The 22,779-nt window shown below is 58.0% G+C and carries 22 protein-coding genes; 11 read left to right on the top strand and 11 right to left on the bottom strand.

The genetic code is table 11. The features are described 5' to 3' along the window. Positions 1 to 4 precede the first annotated feature (4 nt). A complete protein-coding gene (locus tag ACP86_RS02815) occupies positions 5 to 430 on the bottom strand; it encodes a hypothetical protein (RefSeq protein ID WP_082220539.1) in 426 nt (141 codons plus the stop codon). A 161-nt stretch (positions 431 to 591) separates the two neighbouring features. Here ACP86_RS02815 and ACP86_RS02810 point away from each other — a divergent pair, with 161 nt between their 5' ends. Continuing rightward, on the top strand, positions 592 to 1,689 hold the full coding sequence (locus ACP86_RS02810; protein WP_094182584.1) for an NAD(P)/FAD-dependent oxidoreductase: 1,098 nt from the start codon (positions 592 to 594) through the stop codon (positions 1,687 to 1,689). Here ACP86_RS02810 and ACP86_RS02805 read toward each other — a convergent pair. Beyond that, positions 1,686 to 2,207 carry a ComF family protein gene (locus tag ACP86_RS02805; protein ID WP_227507807.1) on the bottom strand — a complete coding sequence of 174 codons (522 nt, stop codon included), beginning with the start codon at positions 2,205 to 2,207 and terminating at the stop codon, positions 1,686 to 1,688. The two genes, ACP86_RS02810 and ACP86_RS02805, sit on opposite strands and share 4 nt — an antisense overlap. A 263-nt stretch (positions 2,208 to 2,470) precedes the next feature. Here ACP86_RS02805 and bioB point away from each other — a divergent pair, with 263 nt between their 5' ends. The 9 genes from bioB to ACP86_RS02760 all read left to right on the top strand — a co-directional run bounded on the left by bioB (position 2,471) and on the right by ACP86_RS02760 (position 12,209). Beyond that, positions 2,471 to 3,529 carry a biotin synthase BioB gene (bioB, locus tag ACP86_RS02800; RefSeq protein ID WP_053112700.1) on the top strand — a complete coding sequence of 353 codons (1,059 nt, stop codon included), beginning with the start codon at positions 2,471 to 2,473 and terminating at the stop codon, positions 3,527 to 3,529. Between the two features lie 160 nt (positions 3,530 to 3,689). Continuing rightward, the gene (gene bioF / locus ACP86_RS02795) at positions 3,690 to 4,865 is read left to right on the top strand and encodes an 8-amino-7-oxononanoate synthase (protein ID WP_053112699.1); all 1,176 of its coding nucleotides are present in this window, start codon (positions 3,690 to 3,692) and stop codon (positions 4,863 to 4,865) included. Beyond that, on the top strand, positions 4,862 to 5,617 hold the full coding sequence (locus ACP86_RS02790) for an alpha/beta fold hydrolase (RefSeq protein WP_053112698.1): 756 nt from the start codon (positions 4,862 to 4,864) through the stop codon (positions 5,615 to 5,617). The genes bioF and ACP86_RS02790 overlap by 4 nt, the downstream gene beginning before the upstream one ends. Next, positions 5,605 to 6,435, top strand: coding sequence for a malonyl-ACP O-methyltransferase BioC (gene bioC / locus ACP86_RS02785; RefSeq protein WP_227507806.1), 831 nt, complete (start codon positions 5,605 to 5,607; stop codon positions 6,433 to 6,435). The genes ACP86_RS02790 and bioC overlap by 13 nt, the downstream gene beginning before the upstream one ends. 22 nt (positions 6,436 to 6,457) lie before the next feature. Then, on the top strand, positions 6,458 to 7,150 hold the full coding sequence (gene bioD, locus ACP86_RS02780) for a dethiobiotin synthase (RefSeq protein WP_053112697.1): 693 nt from the start codon (positions 6,458 to 6,460) through the stop codon (positions 7,148 to 7,150). Positions 7,151 to 7,201: 51 nt separating this feature from the next. Continuing rightward, positions 7,202 to 7,447 carry a flagellar basal body rod C-terminal domain-containing protein gene (locus ACP86_RS02775; RefSeq protein ID WP_014577776.1) on the top strand — a complete coding sequence of 82 codons (246 nt, stop codon included), beginning with the start codon at positions 7,202 to 7,204 and terminating at the stop codon, positions 7,445 to 7,447. 22 nt (positions 7,448 to 7,469) lie between these two features. Further along, entirely contained in the window at positions 7,470 to 8,138 is a 669-nt protein-coding gene (locus ACP86_RS02770; RefSeq protein ID WP_053112696.1) for a putative metalloprotease CJM1_0395 family protein, read from the top strand. A gap of 269 nt (positions 8,139 to 8,407) precedes the next feature. Further along, entirely contained in the window at positions 8,408 to 10,207 is a 1,800-nt protein-coding gene (locus ACP86_RS02765; protein WP_053115444.1) for an acyl-CoA dehydrogenase C-terminal domain-containing protein, read from the top strand. Between the two features lie 211 nt (positions 10,208 to 10,418). Continuing rightward, positions 10,419 to 12,209, top strand: coding sequence for an acyl-CoA dehydrogenase C-terminal domain-containing protein (locus ACP86_RS02760; protein WP_053112695.1), 1,791 nt, complete (start codon positions 10,419 to 10,421; stop codon positions 12,207 to 12,209). A gap of 89 nt (positions 12,210 to 12,298) precedes the next feature. Here ACP86_RS02760 and ACP86_RS02755 read toward each other — a convergent pair whose 3' ends face one another. The 5 genes from ACP86_RS02755 to leuS all read right to left on the bottom strand — a co-directional run bounded on the left by ACP86_RS02755 (position 12,299) and on the right by leuS (position 17,675). Beyond that, entirely contained in the window at positions 12,299 to 12,934 is a 636-nt protein-coding gene (locus tag ACP86_RS02755) for an endonuclease (RefSeq protein WP_053112694.1), read from the bottom strand. 187 nt (positions 12,935 to 13,121) lie between these two features. Further along, positions 13,122 to 13,385 (bottom strand): hypothetical protein, encoded by a 264-nt coding sequence (locus ACP86_RS02750; RefSeq protein WP_053112693.1) that lies wholly within the window; start codon positions 13,383 to 13,385, stop codon positions 13,122 to 13,124. A gap of 111 nt (positions 13,386 to 13,496) precedes the next feature. Beyond that, on the bottom strand, positions 13,497 to 14,504 hold the full coding sequence (holA, locus tag ACP86_RS02745) for a DNA polymerase III subunit delta (protein ID WP_053112692.1): 1,008 nt from the start codon (positions 14,502 to 14,504) through the stop codon (positions 13,497 to 13,499). Further along, complete coding sequence (gene lptE / locus ACP86_RS02740) at positions 14,501 to 15,088, bottom strand: LPS assembly lipoprotein LptE (protein ID WP_053112691.1); 588 nt, start codon at positions 15,086 to 15,088, stop codon at positions 14,501 to 14,503. Before lptE ends, holA begins: the two co-directional genes overlap by 4 nt. Before the next feature lies 1 nt (position 15,089). After that, positions 15,090 to 17,675 (bottom strand): leucine--tRNA ligase, encoded by a 2,586-nt coding sequence (gene leuS / locus ACP86_RS02735; protein WP_053115443.1) that lies wholly within the window; start codon positions 17,673 to 17,675, stop codon positions 15,090 to 15,092. 449 nt (positions 17,676 to 18,124) lie between these two features. Here leuS and ACP86_RS02730 point away from each other — a divergent pair, with 449 nt between their 5' ends. After that, positions 18,125 to 18,673 carry a zinc ribbon-containing protein gene (locus ACP86_RS02730; RefSeq protein ID WP_053112690.1) on the top strand — a complete coding sequence of 183 codons (549 nt, stop codon included), beginning with the start codon at positions 18,125 to 18,127 and terminating at the stop codon, positions 18,671 to 18,673. Here the strand turns inward: ACP86_RS02730 and lnt are convergent. Genes lnt through ACP86_RS02710 form a run of 4 tightly spaced genes read right to left on the bottom strand, consistent with a single transcriptional unit; the run spans position 18,642 to position 22,489 of the window. Beyond that, on the bottom strand, positions 18,642 to 20,204 hold the full coding sequence (gene lnt / locus ACP86_RS02725; RefSeq protein ID WP_053112689.1) for an apolipoprotein N-acyltransferase: 1,563 nt from the start codon (positions 20,202 to 20,204) through the stop codon (positions 18,642 to 18,644). The two genes, ACP86_RS02730 and lnt, sit on opposite strands and share 32 nt — an antisense overlap. Then, positions 20,194 to 21,039, bottom strand: coding sequence for an HlyC/CorC family transporter (locus ACP86_RS02720; RefSeq protein ID WP_008170107.1), 846 nt, complete (start codon positions 21,037 to 21,039; stop codon positions 20,194 to 20,196). The genes lnt and ACP86_RS02720 overlap by 11 nt, the downstream gene beginning before the upstream one ends. Further along, positions 21,036 to 21,509: an rRNA maturation RNase YbeY gene (ybeY, locus tag ACP86_RS02715; RefSeq protein ID WP_053112688.1), complete on the bottom strand. Its 474-nt coding sequence runs from the start codon at positions 21,507 to 21,509 to the stop codon at positions 21,036 to 21,038. Before ybeY ends, ACP86_RS02720 begins: the two co-directional genes overlap by 4 nt. Continuing rightward, entirely contained in the window at positions 21,506 to 22,489 is a 984-nt protein-coding gene (locus ACP86_RS02710; RefSeq protein ID WP_008170111.1) for a PhoH family protein, read from the bottom strand. Before ACP86_RS02710 ends, ybeY begins: the two co-directional genes overlap by 4 nt. Between the last annotated feature and the right edge of the window lie 290 nt (positions 22,490 to 22,779).

Here is a 22,779-nt window from a genome sequence, read left to right as displayed (position 1 = left end):
CGTTTCAGAGCCTTGTGTCGTATTTGGATTTCATGGTTTGCAGATGGTACCAGTTTTCGTCCAGCTCCCAGCGGATACGGCTGATGCCCGAAGCCCCAAGAATAACGTCTCCGGCACGGGCCTGAACCTGTGCAAGCTCGCGTTCTGCCCGCTGCCAGTCGCGATGACTGTCCCCAAGATTGCGCATACTCGGAAATACCGCACTCAGCGCCTTGTGGGTGGACGTGGTGTGGGACCGCAGTGAGCTCATAATGGCCGTGTCGCCCTCCACCCTCAGTACCCGGTGCTTGTAGGGGTAGCTGGCAACCACATCATCCGCTTTCAGCCGCTCGTTCAGGCTGATTACTTCAAAGCCCCGCCAGCCTAGCCACCCGACAAAGAGGGCCGCCACCACCATTACCAGAACAAACTGCTTCCTGTCAGACATCATAAGCCGGGCTCCATGCACTACTTTCCGGAGCCAAGTATAACCGGTATGGGCTCTTGAGTAATGTATTGAGCCTGCCGGCGCCCGTTTTCGCCGGGCTGGCGGTATAGGATATGCTCAACGTCTTGTCAGAGGAGCAGGGACAACCATAAGTGTCGACAGAAGTGCTGGAAATCCAAACCGTTGTCATCGGCGCCGGTGTCATTGGGCTGGCTATTGCCCGCGCTCTGGCGAGAGCCGGGCATGAGGTCATAGTTCTAGAAAGCTCAGACCGGTTTGGTGAGGGCATCTCCTCACGAAACAGCGAAGTCATTCATGCCGGCATTTATTACCCCCAAGGGTCACTGAAGGCGGAATTGTGTGTTGAGGGCCGACAGCAGCTTTATGATTACTGCCTGACGCACAAGGTTGGACACCGTAAATGCGGTAAGTGGATTGTTGCCGTCGACGAGGCACAGAATGACAAGCTCTGTGATATTAAGGCTGCGGCAGCCAGCAATGGTGTTGAACTTGAGTTTTATGATGGCGAAAGAGTCGCCCGAGGTGTTCCGGGTATTTGCGCCAGCTCGGGGCTCTGGTCTCCCGAAACCGGTATTGTCGACAGCCACGGGCTGATGCTCTCCTTGCTTGGCGAGCTCCATGATGCCGGCGGCCAGCTCGCTCTACGCTCACCGGTAGCGGCTGCTGAATCGGATAGCCAGCGGCACCGCCTAAACGTGGCAGGCGAAACCCCGCTAATTCTGGAAGCGAAAAATGTCATTAACGCCGCCGGGCTCGGCGCCGTCCCGCTGGCAAAAAACTGGGCAGGTCTGCCCGACGACTGCATTCCCCGGCAATGGTTCGCGAGGGGTGTCTACTTCAGCTACAGCGGACAAACACCTTTCAGGACGCTGATCTATCCGGTTCCTGAACCTGGGGGCCTGGGTATCCACCTGACTCTCGATCTCGCTGGCCAGGCCCGTTTCGGTCCGGATGTAGAGTGGATCGAAAAGGAAGACTACACCGTGGAACCCAGCCGCCAGGAAAGCTTCGCCAGAGGTATCCGCCAATGGTGGCCAGGACTCGACCCGACCCGACTTCAGCCCGCCTATGCCGGCATCCGACCGAAGCTAAGAGGCCCCGATGGTGGCTTCGCGGATTTCCGGATTGATGGTCCAGAGACGCACGGTTTGCCGGGACTGGTTAATCTGTTCGGTATCGAATCGCCGGGTTTAACATCCTGCCTGGCAATTGCTGAACGTGTAAAAGCTTTGCTGTCTTAACCTGGCGTCCGGGCAAGTGCCCAAACCTGAATGTTCCGGGCCCCGGCCTCCCGAAGAGCTGATGATAAAACCCTGACGGTCGCGCCGGTGGTCACCACATCATCGACAATCGCTATTCGCTCTGGCACTGGCGGGATGACCTCAAATACCCCGCGAAGATTCGCCAGTCGGGCCTCCCGATTCAACTCCCGTTGAGACCGGACACGGCGAACCCTTCTGACAAGTCCGTTGGCGACCGGGACGTCCAGGGTGCTGGCAATCGTCTCGGCAATGTCCTGGGCCTGATTGAACCCGCGTTGCCGGCGTCGCCGCGCATCCATTGGCGCGGGTACCAGTACATCTGGCATTGCGATAGCACCATCGAGCCGAGCCTTCTGCACCAACTCAGCAAAATCCGCCATCAATGGTCTTCCGAACTTGCGCTGGCCCCGATACTTGTATCGGCCAATCATGCCGTCGAGTGGGTACTGGTAGCGCCAGGGAATAAAAGAACTATCGAAAGCCGGCGGGTATTTCATACAGTCACCGCAGAGCAGCTCCGAGGAGGGAAAAGCCAGGGGCAGGGCGCAGCAACGACAGTGCCAGCGGTTCACTGGTAGGTCGCCCCGGCAAGGTTGGCATAAGCCGTTGAATGCCTGTGAGGAGAGGCAGGCGACACACAGTCCGCCGTGCCTGATGCTGTTAACCTTTTTGTCCATGAAGGTTGACAGCCAGTTCAGTCCCTTTATCATCTGATTCATCCGTAAACCCAGAGACCGGGAAAGGTTAACAGGACTTTTACATGACCGCTACAGAACTCCGCCACGACTGGACACTGCAGGAAGCTCGCGAGCTTTTTGAACTCCCTTTTAACGATCTACTGTTCCGTGCCCAGAGTGTGCATCGCCAGTATTTTGATCCTAACGAGGTTCAGGTAAGCACCTTGCTGTCGATCAAGACCGGCGCCTGCCCGGAGGATTGCAAATACTGTCCCCAGAGCGGTCATTACAACACCGGCCTTGAGAAAGAGAAGCTGCTGGAAATCGAAAAAGTTGTGGCTGAGGCCAGGGCCGCGAAAGAAAAGGGGGCTTCCCGGTTTTGCATGGGCGCCGCCTGGCGCAGTCCTTCGAAGAAGGACATGCCTTATGTTCTGGACATGGTCAAACAGGTGAAGTCCCTGGGGCTTGAGACCTGCATGACCCTTGGCATGCTCAAAGAGGAGCAGGCGGCAGAACTGGCCGATGCCGGGTTGGATTACTACAACCATAACCTGGATACCTCTGAGAAGTACTACAGCCACATCATCACCACGCGAACCTACCAGGATCGACTGGACACCCTCGACAATGTTCGCAAGGCCGGAATGAAGGTTTGTTGCGGTGGCATTATGGGTATGGGCGAAGACGAGGATGACCGGGTCGGACTGCTGGTTCAGCTCGCGAACCTGCCCCATCATCCGGAAAGTGTGCCGGTGAATATGCTGGTGAAGGTAAAAGGCACGCCTCTGGAGGACGTCGAGGACCTGGATCCGTTCGAGTTCATCCGGATTATTGCGGTGGCGCGGATCTTGATGCCGGCTTCCCACGTTCGCCTGTCGGCTGGGCGTGAAAACATGAATGAGCAGATGCAGGCTCTGTGTTTCATGGCTGGTGCCAACTCGATCTTCTACGGCGAGAAGCTGCTGACCACCGCCAATCCGGAGGCCGATGCCGATATGCTGTTGTTCAAACGCCTGGGTATCCGCCCAGAGCAGCGGGAGCAGTGTGCGTCGGAGGAGCAGGAAGAGGAGGCGATTGCCGAGGCCGTGGAATATGAGGCGACCCGTCACATGTTCTATGACGCTACGCGGGAATCTGTCTGAGTATTTGATCCTGGGGAAGCAACGAGCGGGTAAGGCTCCCCGGGATACGCTACGAGCACATCCATGTGCGCTTGTTTCGGGCCATCCTTGGCCCTCTACAATCCCGGGGAGCCTTACCCGCTCGTTACCCGGACCGTTGAGTTAACCTCCAGGTGCTATCGTGCGGGATTTTGCCCTTGAACTCGAAGAGCGGAAACAGGCCGGTCTGTATCGGACGCGTCGGCATGTGGCCGGTCCTCAGAGGCCCTCTCTCATTGCTGACGGCAAACCTTTGTTGTCGTTCTGCAGTAATGATTACCTTGGTCTTGCCAATAACCCTGCCAATATCGAGGCCCTCCGTGATGCGCTTTTCGAAACAGGCCTTGGGGGCGCGGCTTCCCATCTGATTTGTGGTCACCACGATGCCCATCACCAGTTGGAGCTTCGTCTGGCGGAGTTTACCGGACGCAGTTCGGCGCTGTTTTTCTCCACTGGCTACATGGCGAATATGGGCGTTATTTCGGCACTGGCCGGGCGGGGCGATACGATTTTTTCGGATCGGCTGAATCATGCATCCATCATCGACGGCTGTATCCTGAGCCGGGCCAGGGTTCGCCGTTATGCCCATGGCGATGTCGCGGCGCTGGAAGCGATGCTGGCGGAGACGTCCGGGCACAAGTTGGTGGTGACCGACGGGGTCTTCAGCATGGACGGCGATATTGCGCCCCTGGCGGAGCTGGCCCGGGTCTGCCGGTTCCACGATGCGTTACTGGTGGTTGATGATGCTCACGGAATTGGCGTACTCGGACCAGAAGGGCGGGGCAGCGTCGCTGAAGCGGGGTTGTCTGAAGAGGATGTCCCCGTGTTGATCGGCACCCTGGGCAAGGGGGTCGGAACCAGTGGCGCATTCGTGGCCGGGCCATCGCTGCTGATGGATTATCTGGTTCAGAAAGCCAGAACCTATATCTATACGACGGCGATGCCGCCGGCTCTTGCCATGGCAACCATTTCGAGTCTGGATCTTATTGAGCGGGATCAGGGGCGCCGCGAGCATGTATTGGGTCTGGTTTCGCGGTTTCGTCGGGAGGCCTCGGCCATGGGGTATGAATTGATGCCTTCACATACTCCGATCCAGCCGATCATGGTTGGCGACAATCACGACGCGCTGGCGCTCAGTCAGGCATTGGAGGAGCGCGGCTTGCTGGTCTCGGCCATTCGCCCGCCGACGGTTCCCGCGGGGGAGGCGCGATTGCGGGTTACATTCAGTGCCGCTCATTCCCAGGCGAACCTGGATTGTCTGTTGACCGCGCTGTCAGACTGCCGGCATCTGGTTCAAAAAGCGGACATGGCGGTATGAGTTCCTGCAGGGTCTGTCCGCGTCTGGTGGTGGTTGCTGGCTGGGGCGTTCGTGCAGAGATGTTATCTGGGCTCTATGGCTATTGGCCGGGGGAGGTGGTTCCCGTGTCTCTGGACGATGAGCTGCTGAGCCGCTGCCAGTCGCTCTCGGAGGTGACGGACGAGCTGTTGTCACTTTATCCGGAGCCGTCAGTTTGGATGGGCTGGTCCCTGGGCAGTCAGGTTGTGATGGAGGCCGCCGGGCGTGAGACCGGTGCAGTGTCCTGTGTTATTACCCTCGGTGGTTTTCCGAAGTTCGTGGCCGACGAACGCTGGCTCAATGGTATGGCGGAAAGCGACTTTCGGGCGTTTGCCCGTGGTATCCGCCGGGACCCACAGCGCTACTGGCTGCATTTTCTGTTGTTGATGATCAACGGTTCTGCGGACGAAAAACAGGAGCGCCAGAGGCTCAAGACGTGGCTTGAGAAAGGCACTCTGGTCTCGCATGAACACCTCGTCACGAGTCTTGCCTGGCTGGAAAGCGGAGATCAGAGGGCGTTATGGCGTTCACTCGCCACACCGGCTCTTCATGTGATGGGTGAGAACGATATTGTGGTCAGGTCGTGGGCGGATGATCTCGCTGTCCCGACGTCAAGCCGTCATGCGCTCGTACCGGGTATGGCGCACTGGCCGGGCGGCTGCTCGGCTTCGGATTGCTGGGAGGCGATACAGGCGTTTTTTGCCACTCAAAAGGCGTTGTCATGGGCGTTATGAGCATCTCTACCGACCAGATAGCCCGGGGCATTTCCGACACTTGCAAGTCTGATATTGCCCGGGGCTTTGGCATTGCCAGTGGCACCTATGAAAATGCCTCAAGACTGCAGCGCTTCATGGGCAATACCATGCTGCAGAAGTTTGAGTTCCGGGAAAGTCAGGATCATGATCTAACATTGCTGGACCTGGGGTGTGGCACAGGTTGGTTTACCCGAAAGTTTGCGGATTTCGGGCAGATTGAATCGTTGAGTGGGGTTGATCTGTCGCCTGGCATGTTGGAACAGGCTCGCAAGAATGGGCCTGCGGGAATCAGCTGGATCGTGGGCGATGCCGAATACCTGCCTTTGCCGGATAGCAGTGTCGATGTGATTTTCAGCAATCTCATGATTCAGTGGTGTGATGACCCCGGCGCCGTGCTTCGGGAATGCCGGCGGATCCTGCGGCCAGGTGGGAATCTGATGGTCTCCACACTCCTTGACGGTACGCTCCGTGAGTTGAAATCGGCCTGGCAGGCGGCGGATCCTGGCCATCAGCACGTAAATCGCTTCGAGACTGACCTTGCCTTGCAGGCCAAGGTGCGGGCCGAGTTACCGGATGCCGTTGTTGAAGAGCGCACTATCAGCTTACCCTACGAATCGCCGATGGCCCTGGCGGGTGAGCTTCGCCATCTTGGCGCGGGCTTTCGCGGCGCTGGCCGGCGACGAGCGGCCACGGCACCGGGGCGGATGCGGGAAATGTGCAGGCAGTACCCCAAAGAGCCGGATGGCACTATCATGGCAAGCTATGAGGCTGCCTGGGTTTACTGGCAGAAACCGTAAGAGTCGTTAACTGGAAATACACATGGCCAAGCAATCCTTTTTCGTAACGGGCACCGACACCGGGGTTGGGAAAACCCTGGTATCCGCAGCCATTCTTCAGGCGGCAAAGGCCATGGGTAAGCACACCCTGGCGATGAAGCCCATCGCCTCGGGTTGCGATCGGACGCCGGAAGGCCTTCGCAACGAAGATGCCCTTATTCTGCAGAACGCCATTACTGAGCCACTGGCCTACGAGTTGATCAACCCGGTGGCGCTGGAGCCTGCCATTGCACCGCATGTTGCGGCTGAGCAGGCTGGGCGACACATTACGTCTGATCGTCTGGTTGGATTCTGCCGCGGATTGCAGATTCGTCCGGCGGACCTTCTGCTGGTTGAGGGTGCCGGCGGCTGGCGGGTCCCGCTTAACGATCGGGAAACCTATTCAGAGTTTCCGCGCCAGCTGTCCATGCCGGTCATTCTCGTGGTTTCACTGCGCCTTGGCTGTATTAATCATGCGCTTCTTACGGCAGAGGCCATCAGAAGTGACGGTCTCAGAGTGGCAGGGTGGGTTGCCAATCGCACCGAGCCTGAGCCCATGAGTTGCGAACAGGACACCCTGAACTATCTGGTTAACCACATGGGAGCGCCCTGTTTGGGTATTCTTCCGTGGCTGGAGCAGGCGCGGCCTGAAATGCTGGCTGGTTATCTGAATATCGATGGGCTGTTTGAAAATTGACCAGGTTTGTGGCTTAATGAAGTCAATTTATGGTCATCGGGCAGCGCGGTTATGATCAGTAACACTCTCGCAGTTGGGATTCAGGGCATCCAGGATGGCATGGTGGGTATGGAAAATGCCGCCCGCAAGATTGCTCGTGGTGGTACTGATGGTCCCCAGGGGACCGCGGAAGGCGCGGGCAGCCTCGTTGAGCCCATTGTTGATCTCAAGATTTACGAGCGAAGTGTCGAAGCGTCCGCACAAGTGGTAAAAACCGCTGACGAAACACTCGGAACGCTGCTTGATATCATGGCCTGATTACTGAAAGGGCGCCTGGCTCGTGCTTTCATCTCTCCCCCCTGTTTCCCCAACTATCCCAGCGGCCTCGTTTCAGGGCCAGGTTTCTCCGCGAGTCCAGGCCACGGGCCCAGTATCGGCAAAGCCGGAGGCGCCGACCGCCGGAGCCAGATCTACTGAGGCTGCAGGCAAAGCCGAATCTGCGCGGGAAAATCCCGACTCCGGGCCCCGGAGCGGGGAATCCGACAATCCTCAGGGACTCACAGAGCAAGAGCTGAAACAACTGACCGAGCTGAAAGCGCGGGATCGTGAAGTTCGTGCCCACGAAGCCGCGCACCAGGCGGTTGGCGGCCAGTACGCCGGCGCCATGTCGTTCACCTACCAGCGGGGGCCGGACGGCGCCCAGTATGCGGTGGGAGGTGAAGTCTCCATTGATCTGTCTCCGGTGCAGGGTGATCCCCAGGCCACTATCGAGAAAATGCGAATTGTCCGGGCGGCGGCCATGGCGCCGGCGGAGCCTTCCGGCCAGGATCGAGCGGTGGCTGCCCAGGCGATGCAGATCATGCTCCAGGCCCAGTCGGAGCTGGCCGCCGAAACGGGCGCTTCGTCAAGAACCGCGAGCGATGCTTATCGGGAGGTCTCCGCCATGGGAGAGTCTGATCAGAACGGTGACGAAAACCGAGTTTCCTCTTTCCAACCGGTGTCTGCCTGACCGGTTAATTTCCAACATCCAGGTCCTTTCATAGATATCCGGCACTTAAGATGCGATCCGGCCCCATGCGCTGCTGTGGCGCGTGATCCGGTGACAGTTCGCAACACAAATTTTGCATCCGGCTATTGACAATTCTGTGCCTGTAAACGTATGTTTCAAACAAGTGTTTAATTAAGGCTGCAGCGCATCGCGTTGCGGTGTCTGAGCAAACCCAAGGCCAGAAGCTGTCAAACCTGATTCAGCTGAGCCCGAGAACCGAGGTGGATTCCATGCCTGAGTACAAAGCGCCCCTGCGTGACATCAAATTCGTAATGACCGAGCTGCTGAACAGCGAGCAGCACTACGCCAACCTGGAAGGTGCCGAAGACGCTACTCCGGATATGGTGGATGCCATTATCGGGGAAGGTGCCAAGTTCTGTGAGCAGGTTCTGTCTCCGCTGAACCAGGTGGGTGACAAGGAAGGCTGTACCTGGAGCGAAGACGGTGTGAAGACACCGACTGGCTTCAAAGAAGCTTACCAGCATTATGTGGAAGGCGGCTGGCCGTCCATGACCGCCGATCCCAACTACGGTGGCCAGGGACTGCCGCACTCTCTCGGTCTGGTCATGAGTGAAATGGTGGGCACCGCCAACTGGTCCTTTGGCATGTACCCGGGCCTGAGCCACGGTGCAACCAACACCATTGAAGAGCATGGTACCGAAGAGCAGAAACAGACTTACCTCACCAAGCTGATCAGCGGCGAGTGGACCGGCACCATGTGTCTGACCGAGCCGCACTGCGGTTCCGATCTCGGCACCCTGCGCACCAAGGCCGAGCCGAATGCTGATGGCACCTACGCCATCACCGGTACCAAGATCTTTATCTCTGCGGGTGAGCACGACATGGCCGAGAACATCGTCCATATCGTTCTTGCGCGTCTGCCGGGCGCACCGGAAGGCACCAAGGGCATCTCCCTGTTTATCGTGCCCAAGTGTCTGCCGAACGAAGATGGCTCTGCTGGTGATCGCAACGCCGTTTCCTGTGGTTCCATCGAGCACAAGATGGGTATCCACGGCAACGCCACTTGCGTGATGAACTTCGACGGCGCCAAGGGCTGGCTGATCGGGCCGGAGAACAAGGGCCTGAACTGCATGTTCACCTTCATGAACACCGCCCGTATCGGTACTGCGATCCAGGGGCTGGGTGCCGCCGAGCTGGGCTTCCAGGGTTCACTCGCCTACGCCAAAGAGCGTCTGGCCATGCGTTCACTGAGCGGTCCCAAGAACCCTGAAGGCATTGCTGATCCGATCATTGTTCACCCGGACGTTCGTCGCATGCTGCTGACACAGAAAGCGGTTGCCGAAGGCGCCCGTGCCCTGATTTACCTGACGGCACAGCAGGCAGACGTTGTTCACAGCGGCAAAACCGAAGAAGAGCGCAAGGCAGCCGATGAGGCGCTGGGCTTCCTGACACCGATCGCCAAGGCGTTCCTGACCGAAATCGGTTACGAGGCAGCGAACCTGGGTATGCAGGTCTTTGGTGGTCACGGCTTTATCTCCGAGTGGGGCATGGAGCAGAACGTTCGTGACGCCCGTATCGGCATGATCTATGAAGGCACCACCGGTATTCAGGCGCTGGATCTGTTGGGCCGCAAGGTTCTGATGACCCAGGGCGAATCCCTGAAAGGCTTCACCAAGCAGGTGCATCTGTTCTGCAAGGAAAACGCGGAAGACGAGCAGCTGAAGGAATTCATCGAGCCGTTGGCGGCGATGAATAAGGAATGGGGCGAGCTGACCACCAAAATTGGTATGTCTGCCATGAAGAACCGTGAGGAAGTGGGCGCGGCCTCTGTGGACTACCTGATGTACTCCGGTTACGCAGTGTTTGCCTACCTGTGGGCCCGTATGGCCAAGGTTGCCCTGGACAAGATGGTTGAGGGTACCACTGAAGAGATGTTCTACAACGCCAAGATCCAGACTGCGCGCTTCTACTTCAAGCGTATGTTGCCCCGGGCCAAGGGCCACGCAGAAAGCATGCTGGCTGGCGCTGACAGCCTGATGGACATGCCGGAGGAAGCCTTCGCCATCTAAGGCGCGGGCACCGAAGGACGGTTCCAGAGGACAGAAAGCCCGCGCTCCCCGGAGGCGGGCTTTTTTCATGAGTTGCGGTCCGCTTTTAGGGTAGAATAGGCGCCCATAAAAATAATCTTCAGCGGACACATAGCCCGAGCAGGTGTGACTGGCCCAGACTGAGGCCCTTTTGCCACCTGAACAGACTGACAGAATTTTTGGAGAGTTTTAGATGGCTGATTATCAGGCACCCCTACGTGACATGCGCTTTGTTCTGAATGAGGTTTTCGATGCCCCCGCACTGTGGGCCTCACTGCCCAAGGTTGCCGAGCATGTTGACCCGGAAACGGCGGACGCCATTCTTGAAGAAGCCGGCAAGATCAGCAGTGGTGTACTTGCGCCCCTGAACCGCGAGGGTGACGAGCAGGGCTGCAAATGGAACGACGGTGAGGTGACGTCTCCGGAGGGCTTCAAGGAAGCGTACCAGACCATCGTTGAAGGCGGCTGGAACGGTCTTGGCGGCAACCCGGACTTTGGCGGTATGGGCATGCCCAAGACCCTAGTCGCGCAGTTCGAGGAAATGATGCAGGGCGCCAACATGGCATTCGGGCTGGCCCCCATGCTTACGGCCGGCGCCTGCCTCGCGCTGGACGCCCACGGAAGTGATGAGCTGAAAGAAAAGTACCTGCCTAACATGTATTCCGGTGTCTGGTCCGGCGCCATGGATCTGACCGAGCCTCACGCCGGCACAGACCTCGGGATCATCCGCACCAAGGCGGAACCGAACGATGACGGCTCCTTCAACGTTACAGGTACCAAGATCTTTATCACCTGGGGCGAGCACGACATGGCGGAGAACATCATCCACCTGGTGCTGGCCAAACTGCCGGATGCGCCGAAAGGTCCAAAGGGCATTTCCATGTTCCTGGTACCCAAGTTCCTGGTGAATGACGATGGTTCCCTGGGTGAGCGCAACAGCTTCAGTTGTGGTTCCCTCGAGAAGAAAATGGGCATCAAGGGTTCTGCGACCTGCGTAATGAACTTCGATGGCGCCAAAGGCTGGCTGGTCGGCGAAGAAAACAAGGGTCTGGCGGCGATGTTCACCATGATGAACTACGAGCGCCTGGGCGTTGGTATCCAGGGCATCGGCGCGGCCGAAGCCTCTCTGCAAAGCGCTCGGGAATACGCCCTTGATCGTATCCAGAGCCGTGCACCGACCGGTGCCCAACAGCCTGAGAAGGCGGCAGACCCAATCCTCGTGCACCCGGATGTCCGGCGCATGCTGCTCACGATGAAAGGCTATGTGGAGGGCGGTCGTACTTTCTCAACCTACGTGGCCCAGTGGCTGGATATCGCCAAGTTTGCCGAGGATGATGAGCGTCGCAAACACGCCGAAGGTATGGTGGCGTTGCTGACACCGGTGGCCAAGGCATTTCTCACCGATCGCGGCCTTGATGCCTGCATCATGGGTCAGCAGGTCTTTGGTGGTCATGGTTTCATCCGCGAGTGGGGGCAGGAGCAACTGGTTCGTGACTGTCGCATTACCCAGATCTACGAAGGAACCAATGGTATCCAGGCACTGGATCTGATGGGCCGGAAAGTGGTCGGCACCCAGGGCAAGCTTTACGAGCTGTTTGCACAGGACGTCGCAAACTTCCTGGAGGAGAACAGTGGTAACGAGCATTTGCGCCCGTTCCTTGAGCCGCTTGCTGCTGCGGTTGAGCGTCTTGATGACGTTACCGAGCACGTGATCAAACAGGCTGGCGATAACCCGAATGCCATTGGCGCAGCGTCTGTGGACTATCTGGATCTGTTTGGCCTGACCGCTCTGGGTTATATGTGGGCGAAGATCGTCAAAGCGGCTGCGCCACGGGCGGATTCAGATACCTCCGGATTCTACAGCGGAAAACTGAAGACCGCGCGCTTCTACTTTGACCGCCTGCTGCCTAAGACCGTTTCACTGGCTGAAGGTATTCGCAGCGGCAGCGACTCCATGATGGCGCTGACGGCTGAAGAGTTCTGATTAGCCAGCAAGACTCAGGCATAAAAAAACAGGCCCTCGGGCCTGTTTTTTTATGGTTAACTGGTCAGCAGGGCGAGTTTCCCGGACTCTCAGAGTCGCTCCATTCTCTCCGGGTTGGTAACAAAGGGATTGTCATTACCCTGGATTTCGACAATGCGCCCGTGACGGGTCAGCTCGCTATCATCCGGCGGGTCCAGCCTGTTCCAGCCCTTGAACACCGCCGAGGAGCCAAGCCAGGGCAAATCATAGGTGTCCACCATGTAGGCCACCGTGCGCGCCACATCTCCCTTTACCCGCCCCGGGGGCTCAAAGAACTGGGCGCTCTGGCGAATGCCGCATTCGTCTTCGCTTACTGACGAGCCCAGGTCCTCGTAACGAGCGTTTCGCCGGCCCATCTCGGTCCGGCTGCGCACCGGTACCATGTTGTGCATGTCAGACGCGATCTGACGGTAGCGGTTATCCTGTTCACATTGACGCGAGGTGCCACAGTCGAGTGCGCTGCGGACATCGGCCAATGGATAGACATAACCGTCCGTCAGAACGAATCCTTTGCTTGTAAAGGCGGTGTTGCAGAAGAAGGAATTGCCGCCAATGGCGTAAAGGTCACCCCAGAAGTGATCGGTAACAACGGTTTTTGGATCACTGAACCGGGTATTCTGGCCAATCACGATGGTAGTGGTGAGCAATAGGCCAAGTGCTGTGGGTATCAGTAAGAATCGTTTCATACGCCTTTTATACCTCGCAGTGTGTTCAAGCACCCTGTCAATTCGGGCCTCACTGGTCAGGATCTGATCAAGCGGGTCAAAACTATGACGCTTTGTTCACGGATACTGTGAAGTATGGCACAGAGGCTCCAAACCACGGAGCCTCCAGGCTAGAAATTTGTGGCGTAATGTTAACGGGTTAACAGTATTACTTCAGTTTGTTGCGAATGTTCTGGTAACCGGTTTTCAGGTCTTCGCCAAGTTTTGATGCGGTCTGACGAGCTTCCTGGGACGCGTTGTCGGCATCGTGCAGAACTTCATCGATCTTGCTTCTGAAACGATCCCAATCCTGTTCGAGATCCTCCCATTCGTCCTTAACGTCTTCACGGGCCAGATGCATCTGGACGCGCGCCTCATCCCGGTATTGTTTCACTTTTTCCGACAGCTTCTTGAGTTCTTCTTGAAGACTCATATCAAGCACCTCCTTGGATTGTTGGTGTGCTTACAATGCGCCCGATCGTAAAAAACTGTCAAGGGGCCGGCAGGGCCAACAGGACACAACGAAGGCTGAGTTTGATTCAGATCAGGAACGGCTGGCGAGCAGGGCAGACATATCCCGCAAATAGTGCCAGGGGGAGAGGGAATCGAAGCCTTTCGCCGCGCGGTCGATCTGGCTGCACAGGGTGATGGCCTCATTCAGTTGGTTCCGGTTCAGCCGGCGAGCGGCCTGTTCCATTGCGCGGGCACGTTGCGGCTGGAATACGCCCCGTTTTTTCAGGAATGCGGCGGGATTTTCCGACTGGCCGGCCGCAGATTTCAACTCAAGCAGCAGGTTCAGATCCCGGCTGAGAACGGATAGCAAACCGAGCGGGTTTTCTCCCTCTTGCTGAAGCACAGTGATCATCTTGCCGGCGTGGGGCGCGCGGCCACTGATCAGCTCGGTCACGAGTTCAAAGCCATTGAATCGGGAACTGTCCTGGACCGCCTGTTCAACGGTTTCCTCATCAATGGTATTGCCGTTTGCGAGCAGTGACAGTCTGTCGAGCTCCTGGCTCGCGGCGAGCAGATTGCCCTCGAGGCGTTCGCTCATGATGGCCAGGGCACCCCGGGTCAGGCTGAGGCCGCGGTTGCTGGCCCTCTGCTGCAGCCAACCCTGGAACTTGTCGGCATCGACGGGCCACACCGGTACGTGCACGCCCTTTCCCTGAAGCTCCTTGTACCATTTGCGGCGGGTTTCCGCCGCGTCCAGACGGGCACTGATGAGCACGAGGATGATATCGTCGGGAGGGTCGGCCAGGACTCGTTCCAGTACCGCGCGGCCGTCGCCCAGCTTGCCGGTTGGCAAGTGAATCTCGATGCGCCGTTTTTCCGCGAACAGGGACATGGCACTGAATTCCTCGCCAACGGCGTTCCAGTCCAGTTGGTGGTCAGCGTGAAAGGTCAGGCGGTCATGAAAACCGGCGTCTTTTGCGGCCTTGCGAACCTGGTCACAACACTCCTGAACCAGCAGGGGTTCGTCCCCGGATATAAGATAGACGGGCGAAAGGCCCTTTTTCAGCAGCTGGGATAACTGGCCTGGATTGGTCTTCATGGCTGGCCTGTGGCTGGGGCGTCGGCTTCCTGTTCACGCTGGTAATCCGCCCGGATGGCGTCGATGCGCTGCGGGGTCAATGGTGCCAGCCGGAATATCACCTGCTGCGCAAGACGATCGTCCATTTGCTGGCGGAGGGTCTCTTCTTCCCGCTGTCTTGCCAGCACGTTGGTTTCGTCGTAGCGGTAACTCTCGCTGGTGGTCAGGCGTGTCGTGCCCACCATGGGAATCCGATCCGCGCTGATCACTTCTAGATCAACAGAGTGACGCAGCGTGTATTCCGCGGCTGCGGCCTGGGCGGTGATGGCACTTGCGCGACGGTCACGCTCGAAGTTCTTCAGACGCAGAATGTAGTCGGCCTCCGCCACTGGCGCCACACGGACATTGCCCAGGTCCAGCTGTTCTCGCAAGGAACGGCACAGCGTGTCGGGCACCTGTGAGGAGCAATCCACGGCAAGAGGCTCGAGGGCCGAAGAAACCGGTGGCGCACCCCGCAACTGGAATCCGCAACCACCAAGCAGCGCCGCCATTACAGCGGTCAGCATCAGGCGTGCTGACGATTTCAGAGCGGAGTGCCGGGACATATCAGTTCGCCACCACGTTCACCAGTTTGCCGGGGACCACGATAACCTTGCGCACCGTCGCTCCCTCGGTAAAGCGCATGACATTCTCGTTTTCCAGGGCAAGCTTTTCGAGGTCCGCCTTACTGATGTCGGCAGGCACATCTTCTTTGGCCCGCACCTTGCCATTCACCTGCAGTACCACCTGGATCTGGCTGCGAACCATGGCGGCTTCATCGGCTTTTGGCCAGGGTGCATCAACCACGGGCTCCTGGTGGCCGAGCGCCTGCCAGAGGGTGTGGCAGATGTGCGGGACGATCGGCGACAGCACAAGCACTGCGGTGTCCAGCGCTTCCTGGCGTACCGCCCGGGTCTGGGGTTCGTCACCCTGCAGTTTGCCGACCTCGTTAAGCAGCTCCATCACCGCGGCAATGGCCGTGTTGAAGGTCAGCCGACGGCTGATGTCGTCACTGACTTTGGCAATGGTTTCGTGAGTCTTGCGCCGCAGGTTTTTCTGGTCATCGTTCAGGCTTGCCGCGTCCAGAGCGGGTGCCGGGCCAGCGACGGCGTGTTCGTTCACCAGACGCCAGACCCGCTTGAGGAACCTGTGTGCGCCTTCAACACCGCTATCCGACCACTCCAGGGACTGTTCTGGCGGGGCCGCAAACATCATGAACAGGCGAACCGTATCGGCGCCGTGCTCATCAATAATAGCCTGGGGATCGATACCGTTGTTCTTGGACTTGGACATCTTGGTGACGCCGCCGGAAACCACCGGCTCACCATCTTCCCGGTGTACTGCTCGAACGGGCTGACCCTTTTCGTCACGCTCGACGGTCACGTCGGCGGGCGAAATCCATACCTTGCCGCCTTTGCCATCGTCGCGGTAATAGGTCTCCGCCAGAACCATGCCCTGGCATAGCAGCCGGTTGAATGGCTCTGAACTGGTTACCAGCCCGACATCCCGCAAGAGCTTGTGGAAGAAGCGGGCGTAGAGCAGGTGCAGGATCGCGTGTTCAATGCCACCGATGTACTGATCCACTGGCAACCAATAGTTGGCCGCGGACGGGTCCAGCATGCCCTGGTCGTAATTGGGGCTGCAGAACCGTGCGTAGTACCAGGAGGACTCCATGAACGTATCAAAGGTGTCGGTTTCCAGCGTCGCCGGCTGGCCGTTGAACTCCGTCTTGCACCACTCAGGGTCGGCCTTGATGGGAGACTGGACACCGTCCATTTCCACATCTTCCGGCAGACGTACCGGCAGCTTGTCATCGGGCACCGGCATCTCTGTGCCATCTTCCAGGGTCATCATCGGGATCGGTGCACCCCAGTAACGCTGGCGGGATACGCCCCAGTCGCGCAGGCGGTAGTTGACGGTGCGCTTGCCGATATTCTGTTCTTCCAGGTAGCTGGCAATCTCGTCGAAGGCTTCCTCGCTGGTCAGGCCGCTGTATTTGCCAGAGGACACCAGCGTGCCTTTTTCGGTAAACGCTTCTTCCTGCACATCAATCTCGCGGCCATCGCGGGCGGCAATAACCTGCTTGATGGGCAGCTTGTATTTGCGGGCAAACTCATGGTCCCGCTCGTCGTGGCCAGGAACCGCCATCAGGGCACCGGTGCCGTAGTCAGTCAGCACGAAGTTGGCGACCCAGATCGGGATCTCTTCCTGAGTCAGCGGGTGAATCGCCTTGAAACCGGTGTCGATGCCGCGCTTTTCCATGGTGGCCAGCTCGGCCTCCGCGGTCTTGCTGTTTCGGCACTCCTCGACAAACTCAGCCACGTCCCGATGGCGCTCCGCCGCCTCTTTCGCCAGCGGATGCTCTGCGGCCACGGCCATGTAGCTCACCCCCATCAGGGTGTCGGGGCGCGTGGTGTAAACGGTCAGGCCACTGTCCCGGTCTTTCAGCGGGAAGGTCAGCTCGGTACCTTCAGACTTGCCGATCCAGTTGCGCTGCATGGTCTTGACCTGCTCAGGCCAGTCTTCCAGCTGGTCCAGATCGTTCAGCAGCTCTTCGGCGTAATCGGTAATGCGGATAAACCACTGGGGAATCTTCTTCTGTTCCACCAGGGCCCCGGAACGCCAGCCCCGGCCGTCGACTACCTGCTCGTTGGCCAGAACCGTCTGATCCACCGGATCCCAGTTCACCGTGGACATTTTCTTGTACACCAGGCCCTTTTCGTACAGGCGGGCGAAGAACCACTGCTCCCAACGGTAATAATCCGGCTTGCAGGTAGCCAGCTCCCGGTCCCAGTCGTAACCAAAGCCCAACTGCTTGAGCTGGTTCTTCATATATTCGATGTTGGCGTAGGTCCACTTGGCCGGCGCGGTCTTGTTGGCAATGGCGGCGTTCTCGGCGGGAAGACCAAATGCATCCCAGCCCATGGGCTGCATCACGTTCTTGCCCTGCATGCGCTGATAGCGGGAAATCACATCGCCGATGGTGTAGTTACGGACATGCCCCATGTGCAGCTTGCCACTGGGGTAGGGGAACATGGACAGGCAGTAGTACTTGGGCTTGCCCGGCTCTTCCTTGACCATAAAGGTCTTGTTCTCTTCCCAGAAATCACGGGCATTCTGTTCTACGTCACGGGGATTGTATTGCTCGTCCATTCCTGCCATTACCGAAATTACCTTGTGTGGAAAAATAAAAGCCTGTATCAAAAATCACGTCCGGAGCGGGCCGGACATTCTAACGCACACTAGCCTTTACAGGTAGTCTGCCAATTTTCTGTTCTTGTGCCAGACTTGCTGATATGGGGGTAGCGCTGGCGGCGATGACTCCCCGGGACACGCCGTGAATACGTCCGTGTAGGCTTGATCGCAGCATCCATGCTGCTCACAGTCCCGGGGAGTCATCGCCGCCAGCGCCCCAGGCATAAGCAGTGGAGTCGGCAGGTGTTTTCCCAAGGTTTGGGAGACGGGCTTCGACCTCTCTTTCCGGGACTGTCTGCAGCATGGATGCTGCAGTCAAGCGTACATGGATGTATTCACAGCGTGTCCCGGAAAGAGAGGGCGCAGTCCGGCTCTTGCACCCAGATTTGCGGTATCAAGGAGTCAACATGACACAACCAGAAAGAAGTCATCTCTCAGGCAAGGCACTAGAAGTTTACGACCGTATGCTGGAGCGGGTAAAAACGCGTCTCCATGACCTGGAAGAAACATCGCTCCAGAACCTCGAAGAAGAGGTCCAGAAAGCGGTGGAGTTTGAGTACGAACTCGAGGAAATGACCTGGGATGAGGCAAACCTCCTGGGTGCTTATCTGCAGCGAGATCTTGAACACCTGCTGCATTTTGTCGAGGAGACTGGTGAAGGCCTGAGCGAATGGTTGCAGCTTGATATCGCGCTGCTGGAACACCAGTTGGCGGACAGTTTGTTCTCGGTTGCTGATAAAACCGTCGTCGACTTCCTGGAACTCAGACAGAAACTGGAAAACAAGGAAGTGGGCCAGTACATTTCAGGCGAGGTGGCCACTGCTGGCATGTTCCAGTGCCTGAACTGCGGGCATATGCGCTGCCTGACAGCCACCAGCCACCTTGAACCCTGTGAAGCCTGCGGCTCCCACTACTACGAGCGGGTTACGAGCCGCTGGCCGAAACAGGAGGAATGACCCGCTCCCGGACAAAGACAATCAGAATGACCGCCAGGGTCAGGACGGGCCAGGAGCCGGTCTGCATGTAAGGCGTGCTGCCGGTGGCGGTGAACACCTCGCCAGTCAGGGTGGCGCGCTCGAAATGGGGGATGGTTTCGGTCAGTTGACCGCGGTTGTTAATGATCGCGGTGACGCCATTGTTGGTGCCGCGGAGCATGTAACGACCCGTTTCCAGAGCCCTCATTCTGGCAATCTGCAGGTGTTGCAACGGGCCAATGGAGTCGCCGAACCAGCCATCGTTGCTGATGGTCAGTAGCAGGCCTGCGCCCCGGGCATTGAAGGCGACAAAATCCGGGTAGGCGACCTCGTAGCAAATGAATGGCATCACATTGACGCCATTGGCCTTGAGTGGATCCTGCCACGCCGGTCCCCGGCTGAAATCGCTCATTGGCAAATCGAAGAAACCGATCAGGCCCCGCAGCACGCTTTGCAGTGGCACGTACTCGCCGAAAGGCACGAGTTTCTGCTTGTGGTAGATACCTTCGCCATTGCCGATGGCCATGATGCTGTTGTGAAACGTGAAATCTTCAATACGGTCACTGAAGCCGTACCAGGGTATCCCGGTAATCAGCGTACTGTTGTCGCCCAGCTGTTCACTGATGTGATCAATGATCTTGCCAGCCTGGTCCTGAGGGATCGGAATGGCGGTCTCGGGCCACAGGATCAGATCCGTGTCCCAGTGATCCTCGGTCATGCCGAGGTAGGTAACGATCTGATCCTTCAGGAACTCGGGATCCCATTTGATCTGCTGGGGAATATTGCCCTGCATGGCGGCAAACGAGGTAGGCTCCTCGTTTAGCTCCGTCCACTCGACACGGTTCATGGCCGGGGCAATCAGCCAGGGAATCAGCGCCACCGCAAGAGTGGCGCCCGCAGCAACCGGCTTGGCGTGTTTCAGGAGCCACCAACTCCCGTAGAGTGCGGCCCCTGTGGCCGTTATCCAGAAAGTGATGCCATGCACGCCGGTCAGAGGTGCCAGCCCGGCGAGCGGTCCGTCCGTGTGTGCTGTGCCCAGATACAGCCAGGGAAAACCGGTAAGCAGCCAGCCCCGAAGCCAGTCGCCAAGTATCCAGATAGCGGGAAACAGTATCAGACGCCTGGCGGGACTCTCCTTGGCAAGCTTGCCCCAGAACCAGAACGCCAGACCGTGGAACAGCGCCAGCCCTGCAACAAAGAGAACCGTCAACAAAACGGCAATCGGAATGGCGGTATTACCGTGTTCGCTGATACTGACGTAGACCCAGCTGGCGCCGCTGCCGAACAGCCCCAGGCCAGTAAGCCAACCGGCCCGGAAGAGCTTCTCTGGAGCCAGCGGAATCGTCACGAGGAGAATAAGAAGGACTGAAACCGGTCCCAGCCACCAGAGGTTGAACGGTGAAAAGGTCAGGGTTTGCATGGCGCCGGCAACCAGAAGGGCTGCTGCGCCAAGTAATGCGTTTGAGGAAAGCGGGGTCTTCAGCGCTCTGGTATTTTTCGCGTCACTGTTCACTTCGGGTTACCTGCAGCAGACGGATTACACGGTTATCGGCGTTGGCAATGGTAAAGCGCAAACCGCCGAATTCAACCGATTCGCCCCGTCTGGGCAGGTGTCCGAATTCCTTGAGAACCACGCCACCGATGGTGTCGAATTCCTCTTCGTCCAGTTCGGTCTCGAAGAATTCATTAAAATCATCAATGGGTGTTACCGCTTTTACGGCATAGCTGCCATCGCCCCGGGCCTTGATGTGGGTCTCTTCATCAAAATCATGCTCATCTTCGATTTCGCCCACAATTTGTTCCAGCACGTCTTCAATGGTGATCAGGCCGGCCGTACCACCGTATTCATCGACCACAATCGCCATGTGGTTACGGTTTTCCTTGAATTCCTTGAGCAACTGGTTCAGACGCTTGCTCTCGGGTACGAAAGTGGGCGGGCGCAGAATTTCCCGGATACGATTCCAGTTGAGGTCGTTGTTCAGAGCCAGGGGAAGCAGATCCTTGGCCAGAAGAACGCCAATCACGTCGTCCTGGCTGTCCCCGATGACCGGGAACCGGCTGTGTGCAGAATCCATGATCTCGCCCAGGAACTCCTTGGGCTCCTGGGATGCCTTGACGGTGACCATCTGGGAGCGGGGAATCATGATCTCGTCCACCCGCATGTCGATCACCTGCATGGCACCTTCGATGATGCTCATGGCATCAACATCGATGATGTTCTGGGACTCGGCGTCCCGCAGGATTTCCAGCACGTCCTCAACGGACTCAGGCCCGCTGGAGAAGGCCTGGGATATACGTTCCAGCCAGGACTTGCCGCCCTGACTGCGACTCGACTGATCGTCGCTCATGAGTCTTGTTCCGTTTCCTCTGCTTCGTAGGGATTGCCGAATCCGAGCTGCGCAAGCAGTCGGACTTCGAGGGCTTCCATGACCTCGGCATCTTCGTCTTCAATATGATCAAAACCCTGGAGATGCAACATGCCGTGCACCACCATATGCGCCCAGTGGGCGACCAGGGTTTTTTCCTGTTCCATGGCCTCTTTCTCGACAACCGGTGCACAAATCACCAGATCTCCGGCCAATGGCACCGTTATACCGGCTGGCGCCTCAAATGGGAAGGACAACACGTTGGTCGGGTAGTCCCGCCCCCGGTACTGATGATTCAGGGCCTGGCTTTCTTCGGTTCCGACAATACGGACCGTCACCTCGGACGGATCCTCGCCCTGCCAGGCAAGATGCGCCCATTTTTGAACCTGCGTCTCCGAAGGTATCCCTGGCGCCTCAAAAACCTGCTGAAAATCCACAGTCAGCTTATTCACTGGCCCGTCGCACTCCCGTCGTCAAAGGAATCGTAGGCTTCAACAATCCGCTGTACCAGCGGGTGCCGAACAACGTCCTTTGCTTCGAACCGTGTGAACCCAATACCCGATACCTTGCTCAGAACCCCGGCAGCGTGAATAAGCCCCGAATTCTGACCCCGTGGCAGGTCTACCTGAGTGGTGTCGCCGGTAATCACAGCCGTGGAGCCAAAGCCGATCCGGGTCAGAAACATCTTCATCTGCTCCCGGGTGGTGTTCTGGCTTTCGTCCAGAATGATGAACGAGTTGTTCAGCGTGCGGCCGCGCATGAACGCCAGCGGCGCAATCTCGATCACGCTTTTCTCAATCAGCCGAGTAACCTGGTCAAACCCAAGCATTTCATAGAGAGCGTCGTACAGCGGGCGCAGGTATGGGTCGACCTTTTGCGCGAGATCTCCAGGAAGAAAACCAAGCTTCTCGCCGGCCTCGACCGCGGGCCGAACCAGCAAAATCCGCTTCACCTGCTCGTCTTTCAGAGCCTCAACGGCACAGGCCACCGCCAACCAGGTCTTGCCGGTACCCGCCGGCCCAATCCCGAAGTTGATATCGTGGGTGCGGATATTGTGCACATACTTCTGTTGATTCGCGCCCCTCGGCTTGGCCTGAAGCTTGGGGGTCTTGATGACCGTCACAGCGCCATCGTAGGGCACGTCTTCGGGCAGGCGTTCAAAACCAGTTTCCCGGATAAACAGATGCACGGTATCCGGAGGAAGGTCATCGGTAGCCTCGGTTTCCCGATAAAGATGCCGGATAACCTCAACGGCCGCCGCCACATGTTCGGTCTCACCCTCAACTCGGAAATGATGGCCGCGCCTGCCGACTTTCACGTGCAGGCGTTTTTCAATCATCTTCAGGTTTTCATCAAACTGGCCACAAAGCGTCGCCAGCCGACGCTGGTCCACCGGGTGCAGGTCAAATTGTCTGTGATCGTTGGCGTTCAAAAGTGCTCCGTTTTGATTTACTCCCCCGGGTTTCTCGTTTGGGAGTAGGTGTTTCTAATGTTCGGTTAACGGGCAAGGGCCGGGCGGACTTTCCAAAAAACGCCCGTGAATACGTCCATGTAGGGCTCGGTCGCGCCATCCCTGGCGCTCCACGTTTTTGGAAAGTCCGCCCGGCCCTTGCCCTGATCATTCTATGTGCAGGCCCGATTGTTGAAAAACAAGTAGGTCGATGAGATGGTCTCCTCCCCTCCTAATCGGCGTCGCAATGCGCCAGGATAGGGAAGGAGAAT

Origin of the sequence: Marinobacter sp. CP1 (genome assembly GCF_001266795.1) — a bacterium.
GTDB lineage: Bacteria > Pseudomonadota > Gammaproteobacteria > Pseudomonadales > Oleiphilaceae > Marinobacter > Marinobacter flavimaris.
Note: the sequence above shows the minus strand (reverse complement) of the source record. Positions and strands in the feature narration are given on the sequence as shown.

Excerpts from the sequence above, each read along its gene's own strand:
- ACP86_RS02815 (WP_082220539.1), bottom strand. The coding sequence starts at position 430 with ATGATGTCTGACAGGAAGCAGTTTGTTCTGGTAATGGTGGTGGCGGCC.
- ACP86_RS02805 (WP_227507807.1), bottom strand. The coding sequence starts at position 2,207 with ATGAAATACCCGCCGGCTTTCGATAGTTCTTTTATTCCCTGGCGCTAC.
- bioB (WP_053112700.1), top strand. The coding sequence starts at position 2,471 with ATGACCGCTACAGAACTCCGCCACGACTGGACACTGCAGGAAGCTCGC.
- ACP86_RS02790 (WP_053112698.1), top strand. The coding sequence starts at position 4,862 with ATGAGTTCCTGCAGGGTCTGTCCGCGTCTGGTGGTGGTTGCTGGCTGG.
- bioC (WP_227507806.1), top strand. The coding sequence starts at position 5,605 with ATGGGCGTTATGAGCATCTCTACCGACCAGATAGCCCGGGGCATTTCC.
- bioD (WP_053112697.1), top strand. The coding sequence starts at position 6,458 with ATGGCCAAGCAATCCTTTTTCGTAACGGGCACCGACACCGGGGTTGGG.
- ACP86_RS02775 (WP_014577776.1), top strand. The coding sequence starts at position 7,202 with ATGATCAGTAACACTCTCGCAGTTGGGATTCAGGGCATCCAGGATGGC.
- ACP86_RS02765 (WP_053115444.1), top strand. The coding sequence starts at position 8,408 with ATGCCTGAGTACAAAGCGCCCCTGCGTGACATCAAATTCGTAATGACC.
- ACP86_RS02760 (WP_053112695.1), top strand. The coding sequence starts at position 10,419 with ATGGCTGATTATCAGGCACCCCTACGTGACATGCGCTTTGTTCTGAAT.
- ACP86_RS02755 (WP_053112694.1), bottom strand. The coding sequence starts at position 12,934 with ATGAAACGATTCTTACTGATACCCACAGCACTTGGCCTATTGCTCACC.
- ACP86_RS02750 (WP_053112693.1), bottom strand. The coding sequence starts at position 13,385 with ATGAGTCTTCAAGAAGAACTCAAGAAGCTGTCGGAAAAAGTGAAACAA.
- holA (WP_053112692.1), bottom strand. The coding sequence starts at position 14,504 with ATGAAGACCAATCCAGGCCAGTTATCCCAGCTGCTGAAAAAGGGCCTT.
- lptE (WP_053112691.1), bottom strand. The coding sequence starts at position 15,088 with ATGTCCCGGCACTCCGCTCTGAAATCGTCAGCACGCCTGATGCTGACC.
- leuS (WP_053115443.1), bottom strand. The coding sequence starts at position 17,675 with ATGGACGAGCAATACAATCCCCGTGACGTAGAACAGAATGCCCGTGAT.
- ACP86_RS02730 (WP_053112690.1), top strand. The coding sequence starts at position 18,125 with ATGACACAACCAGAAAGAAGTCATCTCTCAGGCAAGGCACTAGAAGTT.
- ACP86_RS02720 (WP_008170107.1), bottom strand. The coding sequence starts at position 21,039 with ATGAGCGACGATCAGTCGAGTCGCAGTCAGGGCGGCAAGTCCTGGCTG.